The sequence below is a fragment of the uncultured Rhodoblastus sp. genome (assembly GCF_903903185.1).
In the GTDB taxonomy this organism is placed as follows: Bacteria; Pseudomonadota; Alphaproteobacteria; order Rhizobiales; family Beijerinckiaceae; genus Rhodoblastus.
Genome location: NZ_CAIUXT010000212.1, coordinates 1 through 19,406, shown reverse-complemented (window position 1 = coordinate 19,406; position 19,406 = coordinate 1). Strand labels below are relative to the sequence as shown.

Below are 19,406 nucleotides of genomic sequence, written 5' to 3'. Positions count from 1 at the left end.
AGGGGCGCGGGCGTATTTGGCTTTGGAGGCCTCATGTCCGGGACGCAGAGATCGAGCGAAGGGTTGGACCCGCGCCGCCGCAGAATTCTGTTTCGCTGCTGGCATCGCGGCATGAGGGAGGTCGATCTGCTGCTCGGCCAGTTCGCCGACGCCCGCATCGACAGTCTGAGCGAGGAAGAACTCGACCAGCTCGAAAAATTCATCGAGGCGCAGGACGGCGATATTTTCTCATGGTTCGCCGGGTCGAAGCCGGTCGATCCGGTCTATGACGCGCCGATCTTCCAGACGATCAAGGCGTTTCACACCCATCATTCGCCGGTGCATCTGTGAAGGCTGCGGTTCGCGCATGACGCGGTCGCCCCCGGTCTTGCGGCGTCGATTGCAACAGGAACTGAATCGACTTTGATGAAACAACTGCAACGCGCTTCGGCCGAACTCGACAAGGGCCGCTCGCTGATCTTTTCGTGCGCGCCGGACGGTTTCGACGCGCTCATCGGCGCCGACCTGCTGCGTGTTCTGGCGCGCGCCGGCGAGAGGCTTCCATGCGCGCTCGTCCATGTCGCGCGCGACGGCCAGCGCCTGCGCTCGTTTCGCGAGGCCTTCGCTTTCGCCGCGCCGGAAGCGGAAATCCTCGAATTTCCCGGCTGGGACTGCCAGCCCTACGACCGCGTCTCGCCCAACGCCGCCATTGCCGCGCAGCGCATGACGGCGCTGGCGCGGCTCGCGCGCACCCGCTCCTCGCTCGAAAAGCCGCGCCTGCTGCTGACCACCATCGACGCTTTGACCCAGCGCGTCCCGCCCTTGCGCGAAATGGCGGCGCGGAGCTTTTCCGCCGCGCCGGGCGCCGCCGTCGATCTCCAGGCCCTCGCGCAATGGCTCGAAGCCAACGGATTTTTGCGCGCCTCGACGGTGCGCGAGAGCGGCGAATATGCGATGCGCGGCGGCATTGTCGATCTCTATCCGCCGAGCCTTGCCGCGCCGGTGCGGCTCGATTTCTTCGGCGACATTTTAGAGTCGATCCGCGCCTTCGATCCCGAAAGCCAGCGCACCACCGGACAAATGCGCGCGCTCGATCTCGTGCCGGTCAACGAGGCGACGATCACGACGCAGACGATCAAACGCTTCCGCCAGAAATATATCGCGCTGTTCGGCGCGCAGACGCGCGGCGACGCGCTTTACGAGGCGGTGTCCGAAGGCCGCCGCCCTGCCGGTCTCGAACATTGGCTGCCGCTGCTGCATGACGGCATGGACAGCCTGTTCGATTATATCGGCGAGGCGCCGCTGCTGCTCGACGCCCAGGCGGAGGCCGTCGCCGCCGAGCGGTTCAATCAGATCCAGGATTATTACGACGCGCGCCGCGCGGTCTATGCCCGCGATCCGGCCCAGTGCAATTACAAGCCGCTGCCGCCCGAACAGCTTTATTTCACCCCCGAACAATTTTCCGCGCAACTCGCCAGGGCGGCTGTGGCGCGGTTCACGCCCTTTGCCGCGCCGGATGGGGGCAAGGACCTCGTCGTCGATTGCGGCGGCGCGCCGGGCCGCAATTTTTCGCCCGAACGCGCCGACGAAAACGCCAATGTGTTCGAGGCCGCCGTGGCGCAAATCCGCGCCCTGCAAGGCGAGGGCAAGAAAGTCATCGTCGCGGGCTGGAGCGACGGCTCGCGCGACAGGCTGGGGTCGGTTCTCGCCGAACATGGCTTGAAGAAACAGGAGCCGGTCTCCTCTCTGTCGCAGGCGCTGGGTTTGCGCGACGGGCGCGTGGCGCTGGCGGTGATCGGCCTCGAATCGGGCTTTGTCGCCGGCGATCTGGCGGTGATCGGCGAACAGGATATTTTGGGCGACCGTCTCGCGCCGCAGCGCCGGCGCAAGAAACGCGCGGCGAATTTTCTCTCCGAAGTCGCGGCCTTGTCGGCGGGCGATCTCGTCGTCCATGTCGATCACGGCATCGGACGCTTCATCGGCTTGAAACATATCGAGGCGGCGGGCGCGCCGCACGATTGCCTCGAACTGCATTATGCGAGCGGCGACAAGCTGTTCGTGCCGGTGGAAAATATCGAGCTGCTGACGCGCTACGGTTCGGAAGAGTCGGAGACGCCGCTCGACCGGCTTGGCCATGGCGCCTGGCGCGAGCGGAAAGCGCGGCTGAAACTGCGCATCCGCCAGATGGCGCAGGGACTGATCAAGATCGCCGCCGCGCGCGCGCTGCATGAGGCGCCGAAATTCGTGTCCCCCGAGGGGCTTTACGCCGAATTTTGCGCGCGGTTCCCCTATGACGAAACCGACGACCAGCTTTCCGCCATCGAAGCCACATTGGCCGACATGGCCTCGGGCCGGCCGATGGACCGGCTGATCTGCGGCGACGTCGGTTTCGGCAAGACCGAGGTCGCGTTGCGCGCGGCTTTCGCGGCGGCGATCAATGGCGCGCAGGTCGCGCTCGTCGTGCCGACGACCTTGCTCGCGCGCCAGCATTTCAAGAATTTTTCGGCCCGTTTCGCCGGACTGCCGATCCGCCTCGCGCAAATGTCGCGCATGGTCTCAACGGGCGGCATGCGCGAGGCGAAAGCCGGCGCGGCGGACGGGACGATCGACATATTGATCGGCACCCATGCGGTGCTCGGCAAAAGTGTCTCGTTCAACAATCTCGGCCTCGTCATCATCGACGAGGAGCAGCATTTCGGCGTCGCCCACAAGGAAAAGCTCAAGGAATTGCGCGCCGCGGTCCACGTGCTGACGCTTTCGGCGACGCCGATTCCGCGCACCCTGCAACTGGCGCTGACCGGCGTGCGCGAATTGTCGATCATCGCCACGCCGCCGGTCGACCGCCTCGCGGTGCGCACCTTCGTGACGCCGTTCGACGATCTGATCTTGCGCGAGGCCCTGTTGCGCGAGCGCTTTCGTGGCGGGCAAAGTTTCTTCGTCTGTCCGCGTCTCGAAGACCTCGACGACGCGACTTCCTGGCTGCGGCAGAATGTGCCGGAAGCGAAATTCACCGTCGCCCATGGACAAATGGCGGCGACCGAACTGGAAGAGCGCATCGGCGCCTTTTACGACGGCAAATATGACATTCTGGTCTCGACCAATATTGTCGAATCCGGCCTCGACATTCCCACCGCCAACACCTTGATCGTCTATCGCTCGGACATGTTCGGGCTGGCGCAGCTCTATCAGTTGCGCGGCCGCGTCGGGCGCTCGAAAACCCGCGCCTATGCGCTGTTCACCACGCCGATCAATCGCACGATCACGCCGCAGGCGCAAAAGCGGCTCGAAGTGCTGCAATCGCTCGATACGCTCGGCGCCGGCTTCCAGCTCGCCAGCCACGATCTCGACATGCGCGGCGCCGGCAATCTTTTGGGCGACGAACAATCCGGCCATATCCGGGAAGTCGGCTACGAGCTTTACCAGCAGATGCTCAACGAGACCATTGCGGCGCTCAAGGCGGGCGGCGGCGCGGCGGCGGAAGAGACCTGGTCGCCGCTGATCACCCTGGGCACGCCGGTCACCATCCCCGAATCCTATGTCGAGGATCTCGACCTGCGGCTGCAACTTTATCGCCGGCTGGCGACGCTGGATGAAGAAGCCGATGTCGAGAGTTTCGCCGCCGAAATGATCGACCGGTTCGGCCCGATGCCGGACGAGGTCAAGCAATTGATGGTGCTGGTCGGGGTCAAGCTGCTGTGCCGCCGCGCCCATGTCGAAAAGCTGGAGGCGGGGCCGAAAGGCATCATCATCGGCTTTCGCAACAATAGTTTCGCCAATCCGGCGGGACTGGTGCGCTTTGTCTCGCGGCAGGGTTCGGAAGCCAAGGTGCGCCCCGACATGAAGATCGTCTTCATCGGCGATTATGCGCGCGCCAAGGACCGTTTGAGCGGCGCAAGGGCGATTCTGCGCGAACTGGTGGGGATTGCGGAGAAGAAGAGCGCGTGAGCGCCGGGGCAAGCGCGCGCCGGGCAAATGGTCTGGCGGGCTCGACTGGCGGCCCGGGGTGCTTAAGCTCACAAAGCAGGGGTCAGGGGACACTGGCGGACATGGCCGCGGGCGCCTGTCATTCGAGGCTCATGGCGTCGGGGGCGGGGCTATGAAGCGCATATCCTTCCATGGTCTCGGCGCGGCGATGGCGGCGGCTGACGCGGCGGCGGCTATGCTCTGGCGATGAAAGTGCGCCGGTCCGCCATCCTCGGAATCTGCTAATACTACATATTTTTATTGAATCATATTTTGTATTTCATGAATGCGCTGTATTTCATGCAATTACTACATTTAATATTGTTGATTTGGATATATTTATGTCAAAACGGCTTTGACCCTGCGTCGGCGGCGGTCTGCGCTTGCCAAGGACTTGAAAAAATTGCAAGCTAAGCTTGGACTGGCGACCCTCTCTGGAGGTCGCATAGCGCGTTTCGGAAAATATTCCTCATTTTTTACAATCGTTTCGGTATCAACGGAGCGACAAGGAGGCATTATGACTAAACTGCGAAACTACAAAATCGTGAGCGTATTGGCAGTATCCGCCCTTGTGGCGGCAGTTCAGCCCGGCTATGCGGGCACGATAGTCTATGACAATTTTCAGGCGCCCGGTGGGTATACGCTCGCCGACTATTATGCGAAATGGTCGACCCCGTATGGACTTGGGGAGATGGCCGTCAACGACACCCGGAATTTTGTCGGCGGAAAGTTCAACATTTCGGCGGCGCCGTTCAAGACGTCTTATGACTATAGCGTCTACGACCATCTCAAATACATCTCCGCCAGCAATTCGTCCTTTGCCGTACCCCAAAAAGGCTCGCTGACCTTCTCGACGACCATCCAGGCGCAAACGCCCGGCGTTCAGGATGGCCGCATCATCAACGGCACATACATCCAAAGCGGCGCGCCTTATTCGGCGCCGACCTTCGCGTCACAGCAGGCGGCGGCGGTGATGAACATGATCGATTTCTCGACCGGACAGCTGTTCGACATCTTTATATCTGGCAATCAGGCGATGACTCTTTACGAGCGTCTGCCCTCGGCGGTTGTCAACCCCAGCCTGAATCCCGGAGATCCCGGCTACGTCGGAATTGGCGACATTTATACCCAGATCGCCAAGGTCGCGAACGGCATCGGAGGCGGTCCGCATCAGGTGTCGATCCGCTATAGCCACGACGGCGCCTTGTCAGGGGTCGATTATTATCTGGACGGCTCCCTGCTCACGCACATCGGGAACATCGGCATTCCTCTCGACGCCCAGGGCGTTCCGTTCACGGGTACTTACCCATCTTACGGGCCGGGCGAACCGCTCGCGACGGATATTCAGAACTTCGCGATCGGGTTCGGGCTGTTCAGTGTGGTTGACAGTTTTCCGTTCCAGTTGAGCGAACGGCCAGACCTCGCCGTCTCGGTCCCGATCGCGAATCGCATCTTCGGTCAGGGCGCGATCGCCAGCTTTGGCAGTTTCGAAGTCACGACCACCTCCGTCCCCGAACCCGGAACATGGTCGATGATGCTCGCCGGTTTTGGAGCGCTCGGCTGGATCGAGCGGAGACGGCGGGCGGGGCTCCAGTCTGGACGGGCATAGGTCGCAGCGCACATCGAACCAGGATGACGCCGTCAACCTCCGGGAGGACCTTGATGCCTTGAAGCCGCAGTGAGCCATTGCGGAAAACCGTCAATTTGGCCGGCGGGTCCCCGAATGGAATCGCGCCGTCTTATTGTTGCTGTGCGCCGGCGCGCAAAAGACCGGCAGTGCGGGGCAAGGGCGATGCGTGTCGTCGCGGGCGAAAATCCGGGCTCGGGCCCAGAACCGGAAAGGCCGCCTCGCGGCGGTCTTTCCTTGTTCATGACCGGTTTCGATCAGGCGACGACGGAGGCCAGCCTGTTCCGGCGATAGCCGAGGAAGCCCAGACCGGCGAAGCCGAGCCCCATCAGCGCCCAGGTTCCGGGTTCCGGAACGCCGGTCACGGAATGGATCAAGGTTACTTGCGTGCCCTGACCCATGGTGGCGTAATGGCCGACGGTGTGGTTGTCGGATTCATAGCCGCCGCCAAAATTGTTTTCGCTGAAGACGACTTTGGAGAACGATCCGGTCTTGTCGAAAAAATTCACGAAGACGAACGGTTCGCCGCCATCCTGGCCTTTGAAGGCCGCGTTGGGATTGCCGTAGTAAAGGCGCGGATTCGCCGAAAGATTCACAGCCTTGATCACGTCCGACGGATCGAAGGTGAACAGCTTCTGTCCGCCGTCGCCGTAAAAGGTGGCATAATTACCCTTGTCGAGGGCCGACAACCAATAGCCGAAGTAGTTCACGCCGCCGGAAACATCGGAGGACAGCGTCAACGCATAGGGCGTTTTCGAAAACGCAACGGCATAGTTGCCCGCGCCGCCCGCGCCGCCGTATTTGTCGGCCGCGTTGATCTGGACGCCGTTGCCGCTTTCCGCCGCGTAGGTCCCGGTAATCGTCGATCCGACGCCGCTGGTCCCGAAATTGGTGGTGAAGGATTGCGGGTATTTGTGGACCGCGAGGCTGTCGAAGTTCTCGACGCCGCCGACCGAAAAGGTGGCGGTGGTGTTCTGGACTCCCGCCGCTTCGGCCTCGAAGCTCACGATGAACTGCACACCGGCGACTGCGCCGCTGGCGGTGAACAGTCCTGTTAATGCGATGGTCGCTGCCGTGAAAACGGCCATCCTTTTGGAAACATTGGTCATTGGGTTGGCTCCTTGGTCTGATCCGACTGGGGTGATCATTGTCGTATCCTTCGCAAGGCCGAGGCCATCGGAGACAATCTGATTGCCGACACTCTAACTAATTGATTTTATTGAAAAAAATGAAAACCAGCGGCGGCTGGGCGTTCCCGAAACGCACAGTCTGCGGCGATCGGGATTGCATTCCGCGAATCGGAAATCGTTAATTCGCGAATGGCATCTGGCGCGGCCAGAGCGCTGAACGCCATTTAATTTCAGTGATTTACCAGATGGCCTCGTCATGCGATCTGTTGGACGCAGCCTGCCGGCTGCGCCGAACATGAAAGGCGCGTGATGAGCGAACCGAAATCCTTGATGCAACTCGTCGGCCTGCCGCCGGCCCCGGGCCGTTTCGGCGACTCCGCCTTGATCCTGATCGATTGCCAGCGCGAATATACCGAGGGCGCGCTGGTTCTCGACCATATCGCGGCGGCGGTGGCGGAAGCTTTGAGGGTTCTGGAGCGCGCGCGTGAAAAAGGCGCGCCGGTGTTTCACATTGACCATCACGGGCCTGCCGGCAGCCCGATTTTCGCGACCGAGGGACCCTTGGTCGCGATCGTCCCGGAACTGGCGCCGCGCGCCGACGAGGCCGTCGTGGTCAAGGCTCTGCCGAATGCCTTCGCCGGCACGGGGCTGGCCGAAAAAATCCGCGCCACGGGCCGGGAAGAAATCATTGTCGTCGGCTTCATGACCCATATGTGCGTCAGCACGAGCGTGCGCGCCGCGCTGGAACCCGGCTTTCGCGCCACCGTGGTGGCCGGCGTCAGCCCAGGTAGCCGGGCAGATCCTGCGCCTCGGGCAGGCGCGCGAGCTTCTCCGCCAATTCCATGGCGAGATCGAATTCAAGTTCGATCAGGCGCCGGCTCATGAAGGTGCGGAAGTAATCGCCCCACATGAATTCCTGGTAGGGCGTATCGTGGTCGTCGAACGCCTTGCCGCGCAGGCGCCGCCCGAGCGTACGCCAGATATTGTCGGTGAGGTCCACGATCGAGGTTGGAATCGCGGCATAGGGACGGCGATTGCCTTCGGCGTCGTAGGGCCAGCAATAATGTTTCGAGTCCATCGCCTGCCAGAATTCCTTCGGCTCCTTGTCGGACCAGTCGGCGAGTCGATCGCCCAGCACGGCCTCGGAAATGTGCAAAGACCAGAGCGCGCGCGCCAGATGGTGATGGTCGACGATGTAGATCTGCCTTCGAGGGCCCAGGACATAGGGAATCGGCTTCCTGTGCAGAAGCGCCTCGATATCCGAAGCGTCCATGTCGGCAATTTTCGCCGCCCGGCTTGCGACTTCGTCAAGACCCAGCGTCATCTGGGTCGGCCGCAGTTTGGATATTGCAATCTTTGGTCCGGTCATGCGCCGCCGCCTCGCGATTATTGCTGGTTTCGATCCTGCGGACATCGCCCGGACCGGTCCGGCCCTTTTTCAGTCCGGCGACCGATGTGTCCAATCTCAGAAGGGTGTCAAAGCATGCTGGATGATCTCCGGGCCGATGCTGGTGTCTCCGCGAAATGGATTGTCGAGAACGACCACCATGCCCGTCGCCAGTCCGATCGCGGACATGTGCATCATATTGATCTGTATGCCGAAGCGATGCGCGGTGTCGCGCCCGCTGAGAACGGACGCGGCGATGACAAACAGCACGAGCAGGACCCAGAAGTCCTCGGGTATATTCAGGGTGGCGATCGAAAGTCGTCCCGACCTGGAAGTTTCGATCTGCGCGATAAGCTTCGACAGGTCGGAGCGAAAATCGGATCGCGAGGGCGCGGTTGCCGCCTGGCTTTCCTGGATCGCGCGAACGGCTGTCCAGAGATCGTCGAGATTTTTTTGAACAAGCGGCGACAGAGCAACCGGTTGCGTGGCCAGGCGCGGCCACTCGTCCTGGGCGACATCCTGCGCATAGGATGCAAGCGCCTGTTTCGCCGCGCCGCCCGAAGGACCCAGCGCGTCCAGTTCTCTGCCCAGACGGTAGATCGTGGTCGCCTCCAACCGCACCGCCTTGTCGGTTTCCGACAGGGTTGTCAGTCCGTTCGAGATCAGCAACGCCAGAACAAATGCAGAAAATCCGAGCACGCTCGAGTGCGCGGCTTCGCCGAGCTTGTCGTCATAGGCGTCGTGCTTCGGCCAGTGGCGAAACCATAATCGGTTTGCCAAAAATGCCAGCAAGCCGCCGATCAGGCCAAAACTCACAGCCGAAATCGCGAGAATCGCCCCATCCGAGAACGAATTGGCGGAATTGGCTATGGCGTCCACAGCAGTCGTCACAATGGCGAACATTCGAGGCTCGCTTTCCGCGCGGTTTACTGCCCGATGACGAACTCGGGCGACCGATGCCGTATACCTACTTTAGCGATAAATAACAACAAATTAGGATAGGCTGCGGTGGCGTCGCGAGGCTTTTTTTCGTTGGCGTGGGCGGTCCCGCCTGTGGTCTCTTGAGCGGCGTCGATTCTTCCTCCGCCCGGACGCTTTTCGATGGCCGCCGCCCGTTCGTTTTTCCGGCCTGAAATTCTATCGGCATGATCCGCGCGCGGTCGGCGAGATTGCGGCGCGTTTCATTCGAAACCCTGCCGGGGTTCGCCGCCAACAACCAGCCCGCCAGCTTTTGGGACCTCATCGAGCGAGATAATCCGGGGAAAAGCCAGGGGCGACCCGCCCCGGCGCCGACGCCAAACAAGGAAGAACCCGGGTTGGCGCGGCAGCCTCTTGTCGACGCGTTTTTTTATTTCTAAGTCATTATATTTGTTATAAGTTTTGGCCTACGAATTGGATTTAGCGTTTTTTGCGCCATTGTATTGATAGCAACGCAGCGGAATGAGCGATGCCTGGCCCGCGCAGCGCAGCCATTTCGCATCAATTGGGAAGGGATTGGTGCGCCATGAAGCCGCAATTTGATTCAATGCCCGGAACCGGACGAGGCCAGGCGATCCAAGGGCCTGGCGCCAGGGCCATGGCCTTGCTGCTGTCATCAAGCGCAATAGCAGCCTTGCTCGCCGCCGCGCCGCCCGCCAGCGCCCAGACCCCTCCGGGCTACAACGCGTCTCTCCAATATGGTTTGGGGCTCATCGGGGCGCCGGCCGCCTGGAATTCGGTCGGCAACTACATCGGAACCGGCGTCACCATAGCGGTCGCCGATACGGGCATCGTCAACAATCAAGTTCCCCCAGGGTTCTCCGGGGCAGGCAAGATCGATCCCCGCAGCAGGAATTTCGTGCTGCCCGCGCCCGGGGAGATCGAGGGCCCAGGCGATTACTACGATCTTGCTAGTCACGGGACCCATGTTTCCGGCATTATCCTGGCTTCCGGGGATAGCTCTTCGCCTGGCGTCGCCTACAACGCAAATGTCGTGATGCTTCGGGCTCTGGCCGATACCGCCGCCTGCGAGAACCAGAATTGCAACGCCCCTGGCGTCAACAATGCTTTGGCGGAATCGCTCATATATTTTGCGGATCTCAAAGATGTCCGCATCTATAACGGGAGCTGGGGACCGGCTTTGCCCTTTGGCACTAAGGGTCTGACCAAATGGGAAGTTGATGCGGAAGAGGCGGCCTGGGCAGGGGCGGCGCTGTATGCGATCTCGAAAGGCAAAATCATCGTCGCCGCTGCGGGCAACGACCGCCAGTCCAATCCGGTCGCTGGCCTCAACCCGAGCGGCCTTGCCCTCTATCCGTTCATCCGTCCAGGCGTTAACGCCAACGCGGGCGTCTATTCCGATGGGGGCGCAAATTTAAATTTCTCGACTCTGTTGCAGCAGAGCGGTCTGATCATCGGCGTAACGGCGGTCGGAAAGGACAAGAATATTTCGACCTTTGCAAACGCCTGTGGCGTCACGGCAAGCTGGTGCGTCGCCGCTCCGGGAGGCAATCCGGCAGAGAGAGGCGGAACCGACCCCGCGGCAACGCCCGGGATTTACTCGACATTTCCTTTCGGCTACCCGAAACCGACTGACACTGGATATGGCTTCAACTATGGCACCTCGATGGCGGCGCCGATGGTTTCGGGCGCGCTCGGGCTGCTGAGCGGGGCCTATCCGAATTACAATTCCCAGGACCTTGCGCATGTCCTGTTCGCCACCGCCGAGAACGTCCGCGGGGAGGCGGGGGTCAACGCCGTCTACGGCTATGGCATGATCCGCCTCGATCGGGCGGTCTCCGGCCCGACGACGCTCGCCGCCGGCCACGAGGAAAAAGTCGATTATCAGCAAATGACTTATTGGAGCCAGCCACTCGCGGCGGCCGGCGGATTCACCAAGACCGGCGCCGGCTATCTGATCGTCGCAGGACGGACCTCGGCCGCCGGCGACGTCATGGTGAGCGGCGGCGCGCTTGGCGTCGACGGAACCCTGACCCTCGCCACGAAGTTGCTCATCGAGCAGGGCGCCACGCTGGCGGGTTTTGGCTGGATCAAGGGCGACACCGTCATCGATGGCGTTCTCAATGCCGGGCAATTGCCCAATTACGGCGACCTCGTCGCCTATTTCGGCGGCGTCTTGCCGGCTTCAATTCCGCTGACCGGCACGTCCCCGGGCACGCTGACGTTCAGCGGCAATGTGGCGCTGGGCGCCACCGCCAACACACGGGTCAATGTCGACGGCCCCCTGCAAGTCCCGGGCGGACCCGGGACCTATGACAAGATCGTCGTCGAGGGCGCCAACCATACATTCACGGCGAATGGCGTGCTGACGCCGGTTTTGCGCGGAATCCCCGGCGGCTCCAACACTTACGTCCCGACCATCGGCGCGGTCTTCCCGTTCCTCACAGCCTTGAACGGCGCCTCCGTCACCGGCTCCTTCGCCGGCTTGATCCAGCCGACTGACGGTCTTCTCGCGCCAAACGCCCGGTTCGATGTCGTCTACGCCCCCTACGGCCTCACGCTGGACGTGACGCCGGCGTCATTCGCCACCCTCGCCGCGACGCTGTCCCTCAACGCCAATCAGCGAGCGCTGGCCGGCGTGCTCGATCGCGTTCGTCCGCCGGCGGGGCCGGCCTTGTCGGGAACCGTCCGGACCATCTACGACTCTCTCTATGGGCAAGACGTCAGCGGCAGCGCCGCGGCGTTGGGGGCCCTGTCTGGTCAGGGCCAGGCTGCGACGGCGGGGGCTGTGCTGGATGCCTTTTCCGCCTTCTCCGGCGTGATCGCCGACCGTCAGGCCATGCTCCTGGCGGGACTCGGGGATGTGCAGGCGGCTTTGACCCCAAATATGGCCTTTTCCTATTCGAGCACGACCGGCCCGGTCTTCCAGGCGCTCGCGGGGCAAGGCGTCCCGTTCCCGACAGAAGCGGCGCCCGCGGCTCCGATCGCCAAACCCCAATGGACGACATGGGGCCAGGGATACGGCCGCTGGTCGCGGGTGGGCGCGGCCGACGGCCTCCCCGGCGCGAACACCTCCAGCGGCGGCTTCGCGATCGGCGGCGACGGCCTGGTGGGGCCCGATTTGATCGCGGGCGGTGCGCTGGGTTATACCTACACCTCCACCGGCAGCGACTTTACGAAAGCGACCGGGAATACCTATGCAGGGGCGTTATACGCCACCTGGACGCCCGGCCCGCTCGTCTTCGACGGACGTTTGGCGGCGGGCCCTTCTTCGGGAGGCGCTTCGCGAACCATTTCGTTCCCGGGCCAGTTCGCCTCGGCCTCGGGATCGATCAACGGGTGGGGAGGGCTGATCGCCGGCGACGCCGGTTACCGGTTCGATGTCGAGGGAACGACCCTCAAGCCATTCGTCGGGCTGACCGGCCAGACCTTCAACCGCCGGGCCTTCAATGAAACCACGGATTTCGGCCTCAGTTTTCCCTCGCAGTCCTTCAACAGGCTGACCAGCGAAGTCGGGCTATGGGCGACCCGGTTATTTCATAACGGCCTCACCACCTATATGGTGCAGCTCAAGGGCTCCTGGACGGAGGACTTCGGCAACCAGGCGCTCACGACGCAAGCGGCGCTGCTGGACCAACCCTTCACCATCGCCGCCGCCAACCCGGGCCGCGCCGCCGCGGTGTTAGCGGTCAACCTCGCGGCCTGGCAAACCGAGAACGTGGCCCTGTTCGCCAAGTACGAGGGCCAGTTTCGCGGTAATGCGACCTCCAGCGAGGCGGCTCTCGGCGTAAGGGTCAAATGGTGAGACGGCGACAGGGGCCAGAAAGCCTGGCGTTCGATTTGAGGCCGCGCCGACAGCCTCTGGGCGCATGAAAAACAGCCCGTGCGTTTTGCGTCGCCGGCTTGTTGCCTCGCTGAGCCGGCGCGTTCGAAACGGCGTCGCGCCTTCCGATCGCCGCTGTCTGCCGATGCGCAAAGGCGCGTCGGGATTTTTGAATCTTTACCGGTTGGCTTCTTCATGCGAGCAATTTGATGCGGCCTGCCGGCTGCGCCGAGCTTGAAAGACAGGCGATGAGCGAACCCAAATCCCTGATGCAGCTTGCCGGACTGCCGCTCGACCCGAGTCGGTTCGAGGATTCCGCCTTGATCCTGATCGATTGTCAGCGCGAATATTCCGAGGGCGCGCTGACGCTGGAGAATATTGCGGCGGCCGTGGTGCAAGCGGCAAAGGTTCTGGAACGCGCGCGCAAGACTGGCGCGCCGGTGTTTCACATCGTCCATCACGGGCCTGCCGGCAGCCCGATTTTTGCGCCCGATGGCCCCTTGGTGGAGATCGTCCCGGAACTGGCGCCGCGCGCCGATGAAGCCATTGTGGTCAAGGCTTTGCCGAACGCCTTCGCAGGCACGGGGCTGGCCGAGAAAATCCGCGCCACGGGCCGCAAGGAGATCATCGTCGTGGGCTTCATGACCCATATGTGCGTCAGCACCACGGTGCGCGCGGCGCTGGAACTCGGCTTTCGCGCCACCGTGGTGGCCAGGGCCTGCGCGACGCGCCCGCTTCCCCTGCTCGGCGGCGCGGTGGACGCCGCGACCCTGCACCGCGCGGAACTCGCCGCGCTCGCCGACCGTTTTGCGATTGTCGTCGAGGATGCGGCGGCGCGGGTTTGATCAGCCCCGCGCAAATTCCGCGAAAGCCGCCAATTGCTTGCGCAGAAACGCCTTCGTCGCCTCGTCGGTGAGGTCGCCGGTGGCTGCGTCGCTTTTGCCAAGGGCGCCGCCGATCATCGCTTCGGGTCCGTTCATCACCCGGCCGTCGAGAAAGACGAAGGTCTGGCGCAGGTGATATTGCATCCGCGCGCCGCCGAGCGCTCCGGGCGAGGCCGATTGAATCAGCACCGGCTTGGCCTTGAACGGCGTCGAGGGCAGGCGCGACAGCCAGTCGATGGCGTTTTTCAGCACGCCCGGCACGGAATAATTATATTCCGGCGACACGACGATCACCCCGTCGCAGGCGAGGATCGCGGCGCCCATCGCCTCGACCGCCGCCGGAAATCCCTGCGCCTGAAGATCGGCGTCATAGAGCGGAAAATCACCGACCGAGCCGAGCGCCGAAATGGTCGCGCCTTCGGGGGCGAGAGCCGGCAGCGCGCGGGCGACGCCGCCATTGACCGACGCCTTGCGCAGGCTGCCGAGCAAGGTGACGAAATGCAGAACTTTGGCGGTCATGAGGCGGGGTCTCCCAAAAATTCAGCGGGATGGGGAATCGGATGGTCGGTTTGCAAAATCCAGCCTTCGGCCGCCGCGCGGCCGGCGTCGCGCAAGCTGGAGACGAAGGACCATTCGAGATTGGCGGGGCTGGCTTCGGCCAGAAGCTCGATCTCGTTTTCGGCGGAGATGCGGTCGAGTCGCAATCGCGCCCATTTACCGGAGGCGTCGCCCGCCGCGCAGAGCGGCGCCAGCAGGCGGATCGCCTCGATTTCGCGGTCGAGCGTCGAGGAAAAATTGATCTGGTCGATCCTTCGTTCGATCTCGGGCCGGCTGCGCGGAACGGCCTGCGAGCGCGTCGGCGTAATCTGGACGATCAGCACGTCGGAGGCGTCGCTTTCGGCGACGAGCGGCGTCAGCGGAGGATTGGCGACATAGCCGCCGTCCCAATAGGCCTCATTGTCGATCTCGATGGTGTGATGGATCAGCGGCAGGCAGGCGGAGGCCAGCACATGCTCGACCGTCAGCTCCGCATTGCGGAAAATGCGCAGATTGGCGTCGCTGACCCGCGTCGCGGCGATCAGCAGGCGCGGGCTGGCGGTTTTCCGCAAAAGTTCGAAATCGACGCTCTTTTCGAGCGCCTGCCGCAACGGGTTGAGGTCGAAGGGATTGAACTGATAGGGCGAGAGCGTCCGCGCCAGCAGGCCCATCGGCAAGGTCACGGCCTTGGGCAGGAACAAGGCCGACTGGCTGACGCCGGTCCAGAATTCGTCGAGAGTCTTCCGCGCGCCCTCGCGCCCGCCGCTCGCGAGCCCGCTCGCCAGCAGTACGGCGTTGACCGCGCCGGCGCTCGCCCCGGAAAAGGCGTCGAAGGCGATGCTGTCCTCTTCCAGGAGCCGGTCGAGCGCGCCCCAGGTGAAGGCGCCGAACGAGCCGCCGCCCTGCAAAGCAAGGGCAAGCAGGCGGGGAGGCCACGGACGGCGATCGTTGCGGCGCAGATCTAGGGCCGCCTTGACAAAATCCACTGTCGTCTCCGCTTTGCGCTGCCGCGACGCCTGGGCAAGAGTTAAGGGCCGCGTCGGAAATGGCAAGGGCGCACGGGCGGCGGACGGCCTCCAACGGCTCGATAATGTCAAAGCAAGATATTGTTTTCAAATGATAAATTTGCAGAGGCAAATTATTGCAGGCATTTATGCCCATCTATTCGGGCGCTCGCCAGAATGTGTCCAGGACGTCGCCGAACAGCGACGGCGTGTAACGGGGCAGGGATTCGGGCCGCGCGAGGCGGCGCCAATACGCGACCCATTGATCGCGGGCATGGAACAGCGGCACGACATAAAAGCCCGACAGCAGGACCCGGTCAAGCGCCCGCGCGGCGGTGACGAATTCTTGCCAAGAGCGCGCCGATTGCAGGGCGGCGATCATCGCGTCTATGGCCGGGCTTCTGGCCCCGGCGAGGTTGTAGGAGGCCTCCTGGTCGGCGCTGTCGCCGCCCCAGCGCATGCGTTGCTCATTGCCGGGCGAACTCGAAGCCTGCCAAAGGCCGACGATCATGTCGAAATCGAAGCGCTGGCGGCGGCGCTGATATTGCACTTCATCGACGTCGCGCACCCGCGCCTCGACCCCGATGCGCCGCAATTGCCCGGCAAAATGCAGCGCCAGACGCTCCTGCTCGCGATTGGCGACGAGAATTTCGAAGGCCAGCGCCTTGCCGTCGCGGGTCAGGGCGCCCTCGTGCAGGCGCCAGCCCGCCAACGCCGCCAGTTGCAGGGCGCGGCGCGCGGTTTCGCGGTCGCGTCCGCCGCCATCCGAGCGCGGCGGCGTCCAGCGGCCCTCAAGAATGTCTTCGCGCACGGCGCCGGGAAAGGGCGCGAGCAAGGCCCGTTCCGCGGCGCTGGCCGGACGGCCGGAGGAGGAGAGTTCGGATTCGTCGAAAAAGCTCTTGGTGCGGGTGTAGAGGTTCGAATAGAGATTGGCGTTGATCCATTCGAAATCGAACATCGTCGCCAGAGCCTCGCGCAGACGCGGGTCGGCGAAAAGGGCGCGTCGCGTGTTGAAGGCGAAGCCCTGCAGGCCCTTGGGGCCGCCGAGCGGCAAGCTTTGCGCGATCACCCTTCCGTCGCGGCGTGCGGCGAAATCATAGCCCTCGATCCAGCGATGCGGCTGGTCCTCGTCGCGATAATCGATCAGGCCGGCTTTAAAGGCTTCGAACAGACTATTGTCGTCGCGGGAATAGGTGAAGTCCACTTCGTCGAAATTATAGAGGCCGCGTCGAATGCTCAAGTCTTTCGCCCAGTAGTTGTCGTCGCGGCGCAGCACGAGCCTTTCGCCCGGCTTGACCTCGGCGACGCGATAGGGGCCGGAGCCGAGCGGAATCGCCAGTCCCTCCCCGGTAAACCGCTTTTCGGTCATCGCATGGGACGGCAGCACCGGCATCAACGCCAGAATCATCGGCAATTCGCGGTCGTCGGCGCCGGTCAGGTCGTAATGCACGGTATGGTCGTCGGGCGCGTCGATGGAGCGCACCAGCGAAAAAGCGGCGCGCTGCTGCGGCCGGCCCCGGGTTTTGAGCAGGTTGAAGGTGAAAATCAGGTCGCGGGCGGTGATCGGCGCGCCGTCGGAAAAATGCGCGGAGGGATTCAGGCGGAAGGTGACGAAGCTGCGCGCCGCGTCGGTCTCGATGGTTTGCGCGATCAGGCCGTAAAGGGTGAAGGGCTCGTCGAGCGAACGCGCCATCAGGCTTTCATAGACCGGGCCGGCGAGCCCTTGCGCGGTCGAGCCGGCGTTGACGCCATAGGGATTGAGGTTGTCGAAGGCGCCCATGGCCCCGAGATGCAGGACGCCGCCCTTGGGCGCGGCTGGATTGGCATAGGGCAGATGGTCGAAATCGGGCGCCAGCGCCGGTTCCCCATGCATGGCGATGGCGTGGCTGATTCGCCCGGTCGCGGTCTGCTGCGCCGCCGCCGGGCCGCAGAGCAGCACAAAAGCCAGCAAGCTGCGCCGCCCGGCGGCGAAAAAGCCCCGGCAGGCCGACAGAAGTCTGTTTTCGGAGATGAAAATCGGGCGCATGGCGCGATTCTAGATCATTGCGCGGGCCTCGTCAGGCGGCCGCCTTCACAAATTTCGGCGAGCGCGGCATTTACCCGCTGGAAAATCCTCCATGAAGGCGATATGAAGTCGGCGTCAATATGTCGCCTCAATTTGAGGCGAAGAGCGCACCAATTCGCTAACGAGCGCGAGCGGGCGCCATTTTCCCCGCCGCCTTCCGCCGCTCCGTTGAAAGGATTTCGAATGTCTTCGTTCTCGTCCCGCATTGCCGCCGCTTGGGTGGCGGGCGCTCTGGCCCTCGGTTGCGCGCCGGCTTTCGCCCAGCAGCCCCAGCCTGCCGCTCCCGGCGGCCCGGCGCCGCAGGGGCCGGTGAAGGTCGATCTGATCCCGTCGCAGGAGACCTGGACCAAGGTTTGCGGACACGACCAGGCCGCCAACAAGGACATTTGCTATACGACGCGCGATTTCGGCGCCCAGGCCGGCCAGCCGCCGGTGCTGGCGCTGGCGGTCTATGACGTGAAGGGCGAGGATACAAGAATCGTGCGCTTTCTGATGCCGGTCGGCCTGATGCTGCGCCCCGGCTTCCGTTTCGCCATCGACAAGGGCCCTGTTACCGAAGGCGCCTTCGAGATCTGCTTCCCCAATGGCTGTTTCGCCGAAGCCAAGGTCAAGAAGGACGTGGTCGAAGCCGCCAAGAAGGGCGCGAACATGACGGTCGTGGTCAAGAATCAGGCCAATGCCGAAGTCGTGTTCAACCTGCCGCTGGCGGGGTTCGGCAAGGCTTTCGACGGCCCGGCGATCGATCCGAAAGTGCTCGAAGAGCAGCAGAAGAAGCTTGCCGCCGAATTGCAGAAGCGCGCCGAGGAAGAGCGCAAGAAGCTCGAAGCGCAGCAGCCCGCAGCCCCGGCGCCCGCCGCCCCGGCCGCGCCCGCCGCGCCGCAGAAATAAGCTTTCGTCGGCGCTCCGGCGATCCTTCGAATAAAAAAGCGCGGATTTCGATCCGCGCTTTTTTTGATGTCCGGATTCGAATTCAGTTCAGGACATTGCCCTTTCGGACATAGCGTCCGGTGTCGCTGCGGGCGAAAACCTCGTCGATCTGCGGATTGCGCAGCGGCGCGCCGCTGTCGTCGCGTTCGAGATTCTGCTCGGACACGTAGGCCATATATTCGGTTTCGGAATTTTCGGCGTACAGGTGATAGAATGGCTGGTCCTTGGCGGGCCGCACTTCCTCGGGGATGGACAGCCACCATTCCTCGGTATTGGCGAAGACCGGATCGATGTCATAGATCACGCCGCGAAAAGGATATTTGCGGTGTTTGACGACGTCGCCAATGGCGTATTTGGCCTCGCGCGGTTTCATGAAAGATCCCTGTCGAGCCTTGCAGGGCCGGAAAGGTTTCACAGCCCGGCGCGGGAGTCAATCTCGCGTAGGCCTCAGGGGAGAAGGGACGCGGCGCCGGCCGTCAAAAACCGTAGACAGCGGCGTAATCCGGGTCTTTCGCCGCGACCTGGCGGGCCAGATCGACCATCACCTTGGCCTGTTTCCAGGTGGCGTCGTCCTGCATCTTGCCGTCGATCATGGCGATGCCGGAGCCGTTCGGCATGGCGTCGAGGATCTTCCGGGCGAAAGCCACTTCCTTGGCGTCGGGCGAGAACACCGTCTTGGCGATGGCGATCTGGCTCGGATGCAGCGACCAGGCGCCGGCGCAGCCCATCAGGAAGGCGTTGCGGAACTGCACTTCGCAGGCGACGGGATCGGCGATGTCGCCAAAGGGCCCGTAAAAGCTCTTGATCCCGGCGGAAACGCAGGCGTCCACCATTTTGGCGAAGGTGTAATGCCACAGATCCTGCTGATAGACCGGGCGTTCCCTGGTCGCGTCGCCGGTCGGGTCGGCCAGCACCTTGTATTCGGGATGGCCGCCGCCGATCCGGGTGGTCTTCATGGCGCGCGAGGCGGCGAGATCGGCCGGGCCAAGGCTCATGCCATGCATGCGCGGCGAGGCCAGGGCGATTTCCTCGACATTCTTCACGCCCTCGGCGGTCTCCAGAATGGCGTGGATCAAGATCGGCTTCGTCACGCCATGCCGGGCTTCGAGCTGGGCCAGCAATTGGTCGAAATAATGAATGT

Annotated in this window: 15 protein-coding genes; 7 read left to right on the top strand and 8 right to left on the bottom strand. The window is 63.1% G+C overall.

The features are described from left to right. Positions 1 to 33: 33 nt before the first annotated feature. The 3 genes from QZY01_RS18610 (at position 34) to QZY01_RS18600 (ending at position 5,551) form a co-directional block, all read left to right on the top strand. Positions 34 to 330, top strand: a complete 297-nt coding sequence (locus QZY01_RS18610; protein WP_294540179.1) for a succinate dehydrogenase assembly factor 2 — start codon at positions 34 to 36, stop codon at positions 328 to 330. Between the two features lie 75 nt (positions 331 to 405). Next, a complete protein-coding gene (gene mfd, locus QZY01_RS18605) occupies positions 406 to 3,924 on the top strand; it encodes a transcription-repair coupling factor (protein ID WP_294540177.1) in 3,519 nt (1,172 codons plus the stop codon). Between the two features lie 373 nt (positions 3,925 to 4,297). Next, the gene (locus tag QZY01_RS18600; RefSeq protein WP_294540175.1) at positions 4,298 to 5,551 is read left to right on the top strand and encodes a DUF6081 family protein; all 1,254 of its coding nucleotides are present in this window, start codon (positions 4,298 to 4,300) and stop codon (positions 5,549 to 5,551) included. A 275-nt stretch (positions 5,552 to 5,826) separates the two neighbouring features. On the opposite strand, the gene QZY01_RS18595 is transcribed toward QZY01_RS18600, so the two are convergent. Further along, a complete protein-coding gene (locus QZY01_RS18595) occupies positions 5,827 to 6,678 on the bottom strand; it encodes a PEP-CTERM sorting domain-containing protein (RefSeq protein WP_294540174.1) in 852 nt (283 codons plus the stop codon). Positions 6,679 to 7,008: 330 nt separating this feature from the next. On the opposite strand from QZY01_RS18595, the gene QZY01_RS18590 reads away from it, so the two are divergent. Then, complete coding sequence (locus QZY01_RS18590; protein ID WP_294540172.1) at positions 7,009 to 7,584, top strand: cysteine hydrolase family protein; 576 nt, start codon at positions 7,009 to 7,011, stop codon at positions 7,582 to 7,584. Here QZY01_RS18590 and QZY01_RS18585 read toward each other — a convergent pair. Both QZY01_RS18585 and QZY01_RS18580 read right to left on the bottom strand, forming a co-directional pair. After that, on the bottom strand, positions 7,478 to 8,068 hold the full coding sequence (locus tag QZY01_RS18585) for a ParB-like protein (RefSeq protein WP_294540170.1): 591 nt from the start codon (positions 8,066 to 8,068) through the stop codon (positions 7,478 to 7,480). The two genes, QZY01_RS18590 and QZY01_RS18585, sit on opposite strands and share 107 nt — an antisense overlap. A 96-nt stretch (positions 8,069 to 8,164) precedes the next feature. Further along, on the bottom strand, positions 8,165 to 8,989 hold the full coding sequence (locus QZY01_RS18580) for a DUF4239 domain-containing protein (protein ID WP_294540168.1): 825 nt from the start codon (positions 8,987 to 8,989) through the stop codon (positions 8,165 to 8,167). A gap of 673 nt (positions 8,990 to 9,662) precedes the next feature. On the opposite strand from QZY01_RS18580, the gene QZY01_RS18575 reads away from it, so the two are divergent. Further along, positions 9,663 to 12,830: an autotransporter domain-containing protein gene (locus tag QZY01_RS18575; protein WP_294540166.1), complete on the top strand. Its 3,168-nt coding sequence runs from the start codon at positions 9,663 to 9,665 to the stop codon at positions 12,828 to 12,830. 266 nt (positions 12,831 to 13,096) lie between these two features. Continuing rightward, entirely contained in the window at positions 13,097 to 13,693 is a 597-nt protein-coding gene (locus QZY01_RS18570) for a cysteine hydrolase family protein (RefSeq protein WP_294540164.1), read from the top strand. Here QZY01_RS18570 and QZY01_RS18565 read toward each other — a convergent pair whose 3' ends face one another. From QZY01_RS18565 to QZY01_RS18555, 3 genes are all read right to left on the bottom strand, one after another. Then, on the bottom strand, positions 13,694 to 14,251 hold the full coding sequence (locus QZY01_RS18565) for an NADPH-dependent FMN reductase (protein WP_294540162.1): 558 nt from the start codon (positions 14,249 to 14,251) through the stop codon (positions 13,694 to 13,696). After that, on the bottom strand, positions 14,248 to 15,255 hold the full coding sequence (locus tag QZY01_RS18560; RefSeq protein WP_294540160.1) for a patatin-like phospholipase family protein: 1,008 nt from the start codon (positions 15,253 to 15,255) through the stop codon (positions 14,248 to 14,250). Before QZY01_RS18560 ends, QZY01_RS18565 begins: the two co-directional genes overlap by 4 nt. Before the next feature lie 175 nt (positions 15,256 to 15,430). After that, a complete protein-coding gene (locus QZY01_RS18555; RefSeq protein WP_294540158.1) occupies positions 15,431 to 17,299 on the bottom strand; it encodes an extracellular solute-binding protein in 1,869 nt (622 codons plus the stop codon). A 222-nt stretch (positions 17,300 to 17,521) separates the two neighbouring features. Between QZY01_RS18555 and QZY01_RS18550 the strand changes: the two genes are divergently transcribed. Next, positions 17,522 to 18,226 carry an invasion associated locus B family protein gene (locus tag QZY01_RS18550; protein ID WP_294540156.1) on the top strand — a complete coding sequence of 235 codons (705 nt, stop codon included), beginning with the start codon at positions 17,522 to 17,524 and terminating at the stop codon, positions 18,224 to 18,226. Positions 18,227 to 18,308: 82 nt separating this feature from the next. Here the strand turns inward: QZY01_RS18550 and hspQ are convergent, their stop codons facing one another. Then, complete coding sequence (gene hspQ, locus QZY01_RS18545) at positions 18,309 to 18,638, bottom strand: heat shock protein HspQ (protein ID WP_294540154.1); 330 nt, start codon at positions 18,636 to 18,638, stop codon at positions 18,309 to 18,311. 103 nt (positions 18,639 to 18,741) lie between these two features. Beyond that, a partial coding sequence (locus tag QZY01_RS18540; protein WP_294540152.1) for a CoA ester lyase occupies positions 18,742 to 19,406 on the bottom strand: 665 nt, incomplete at its 5' end.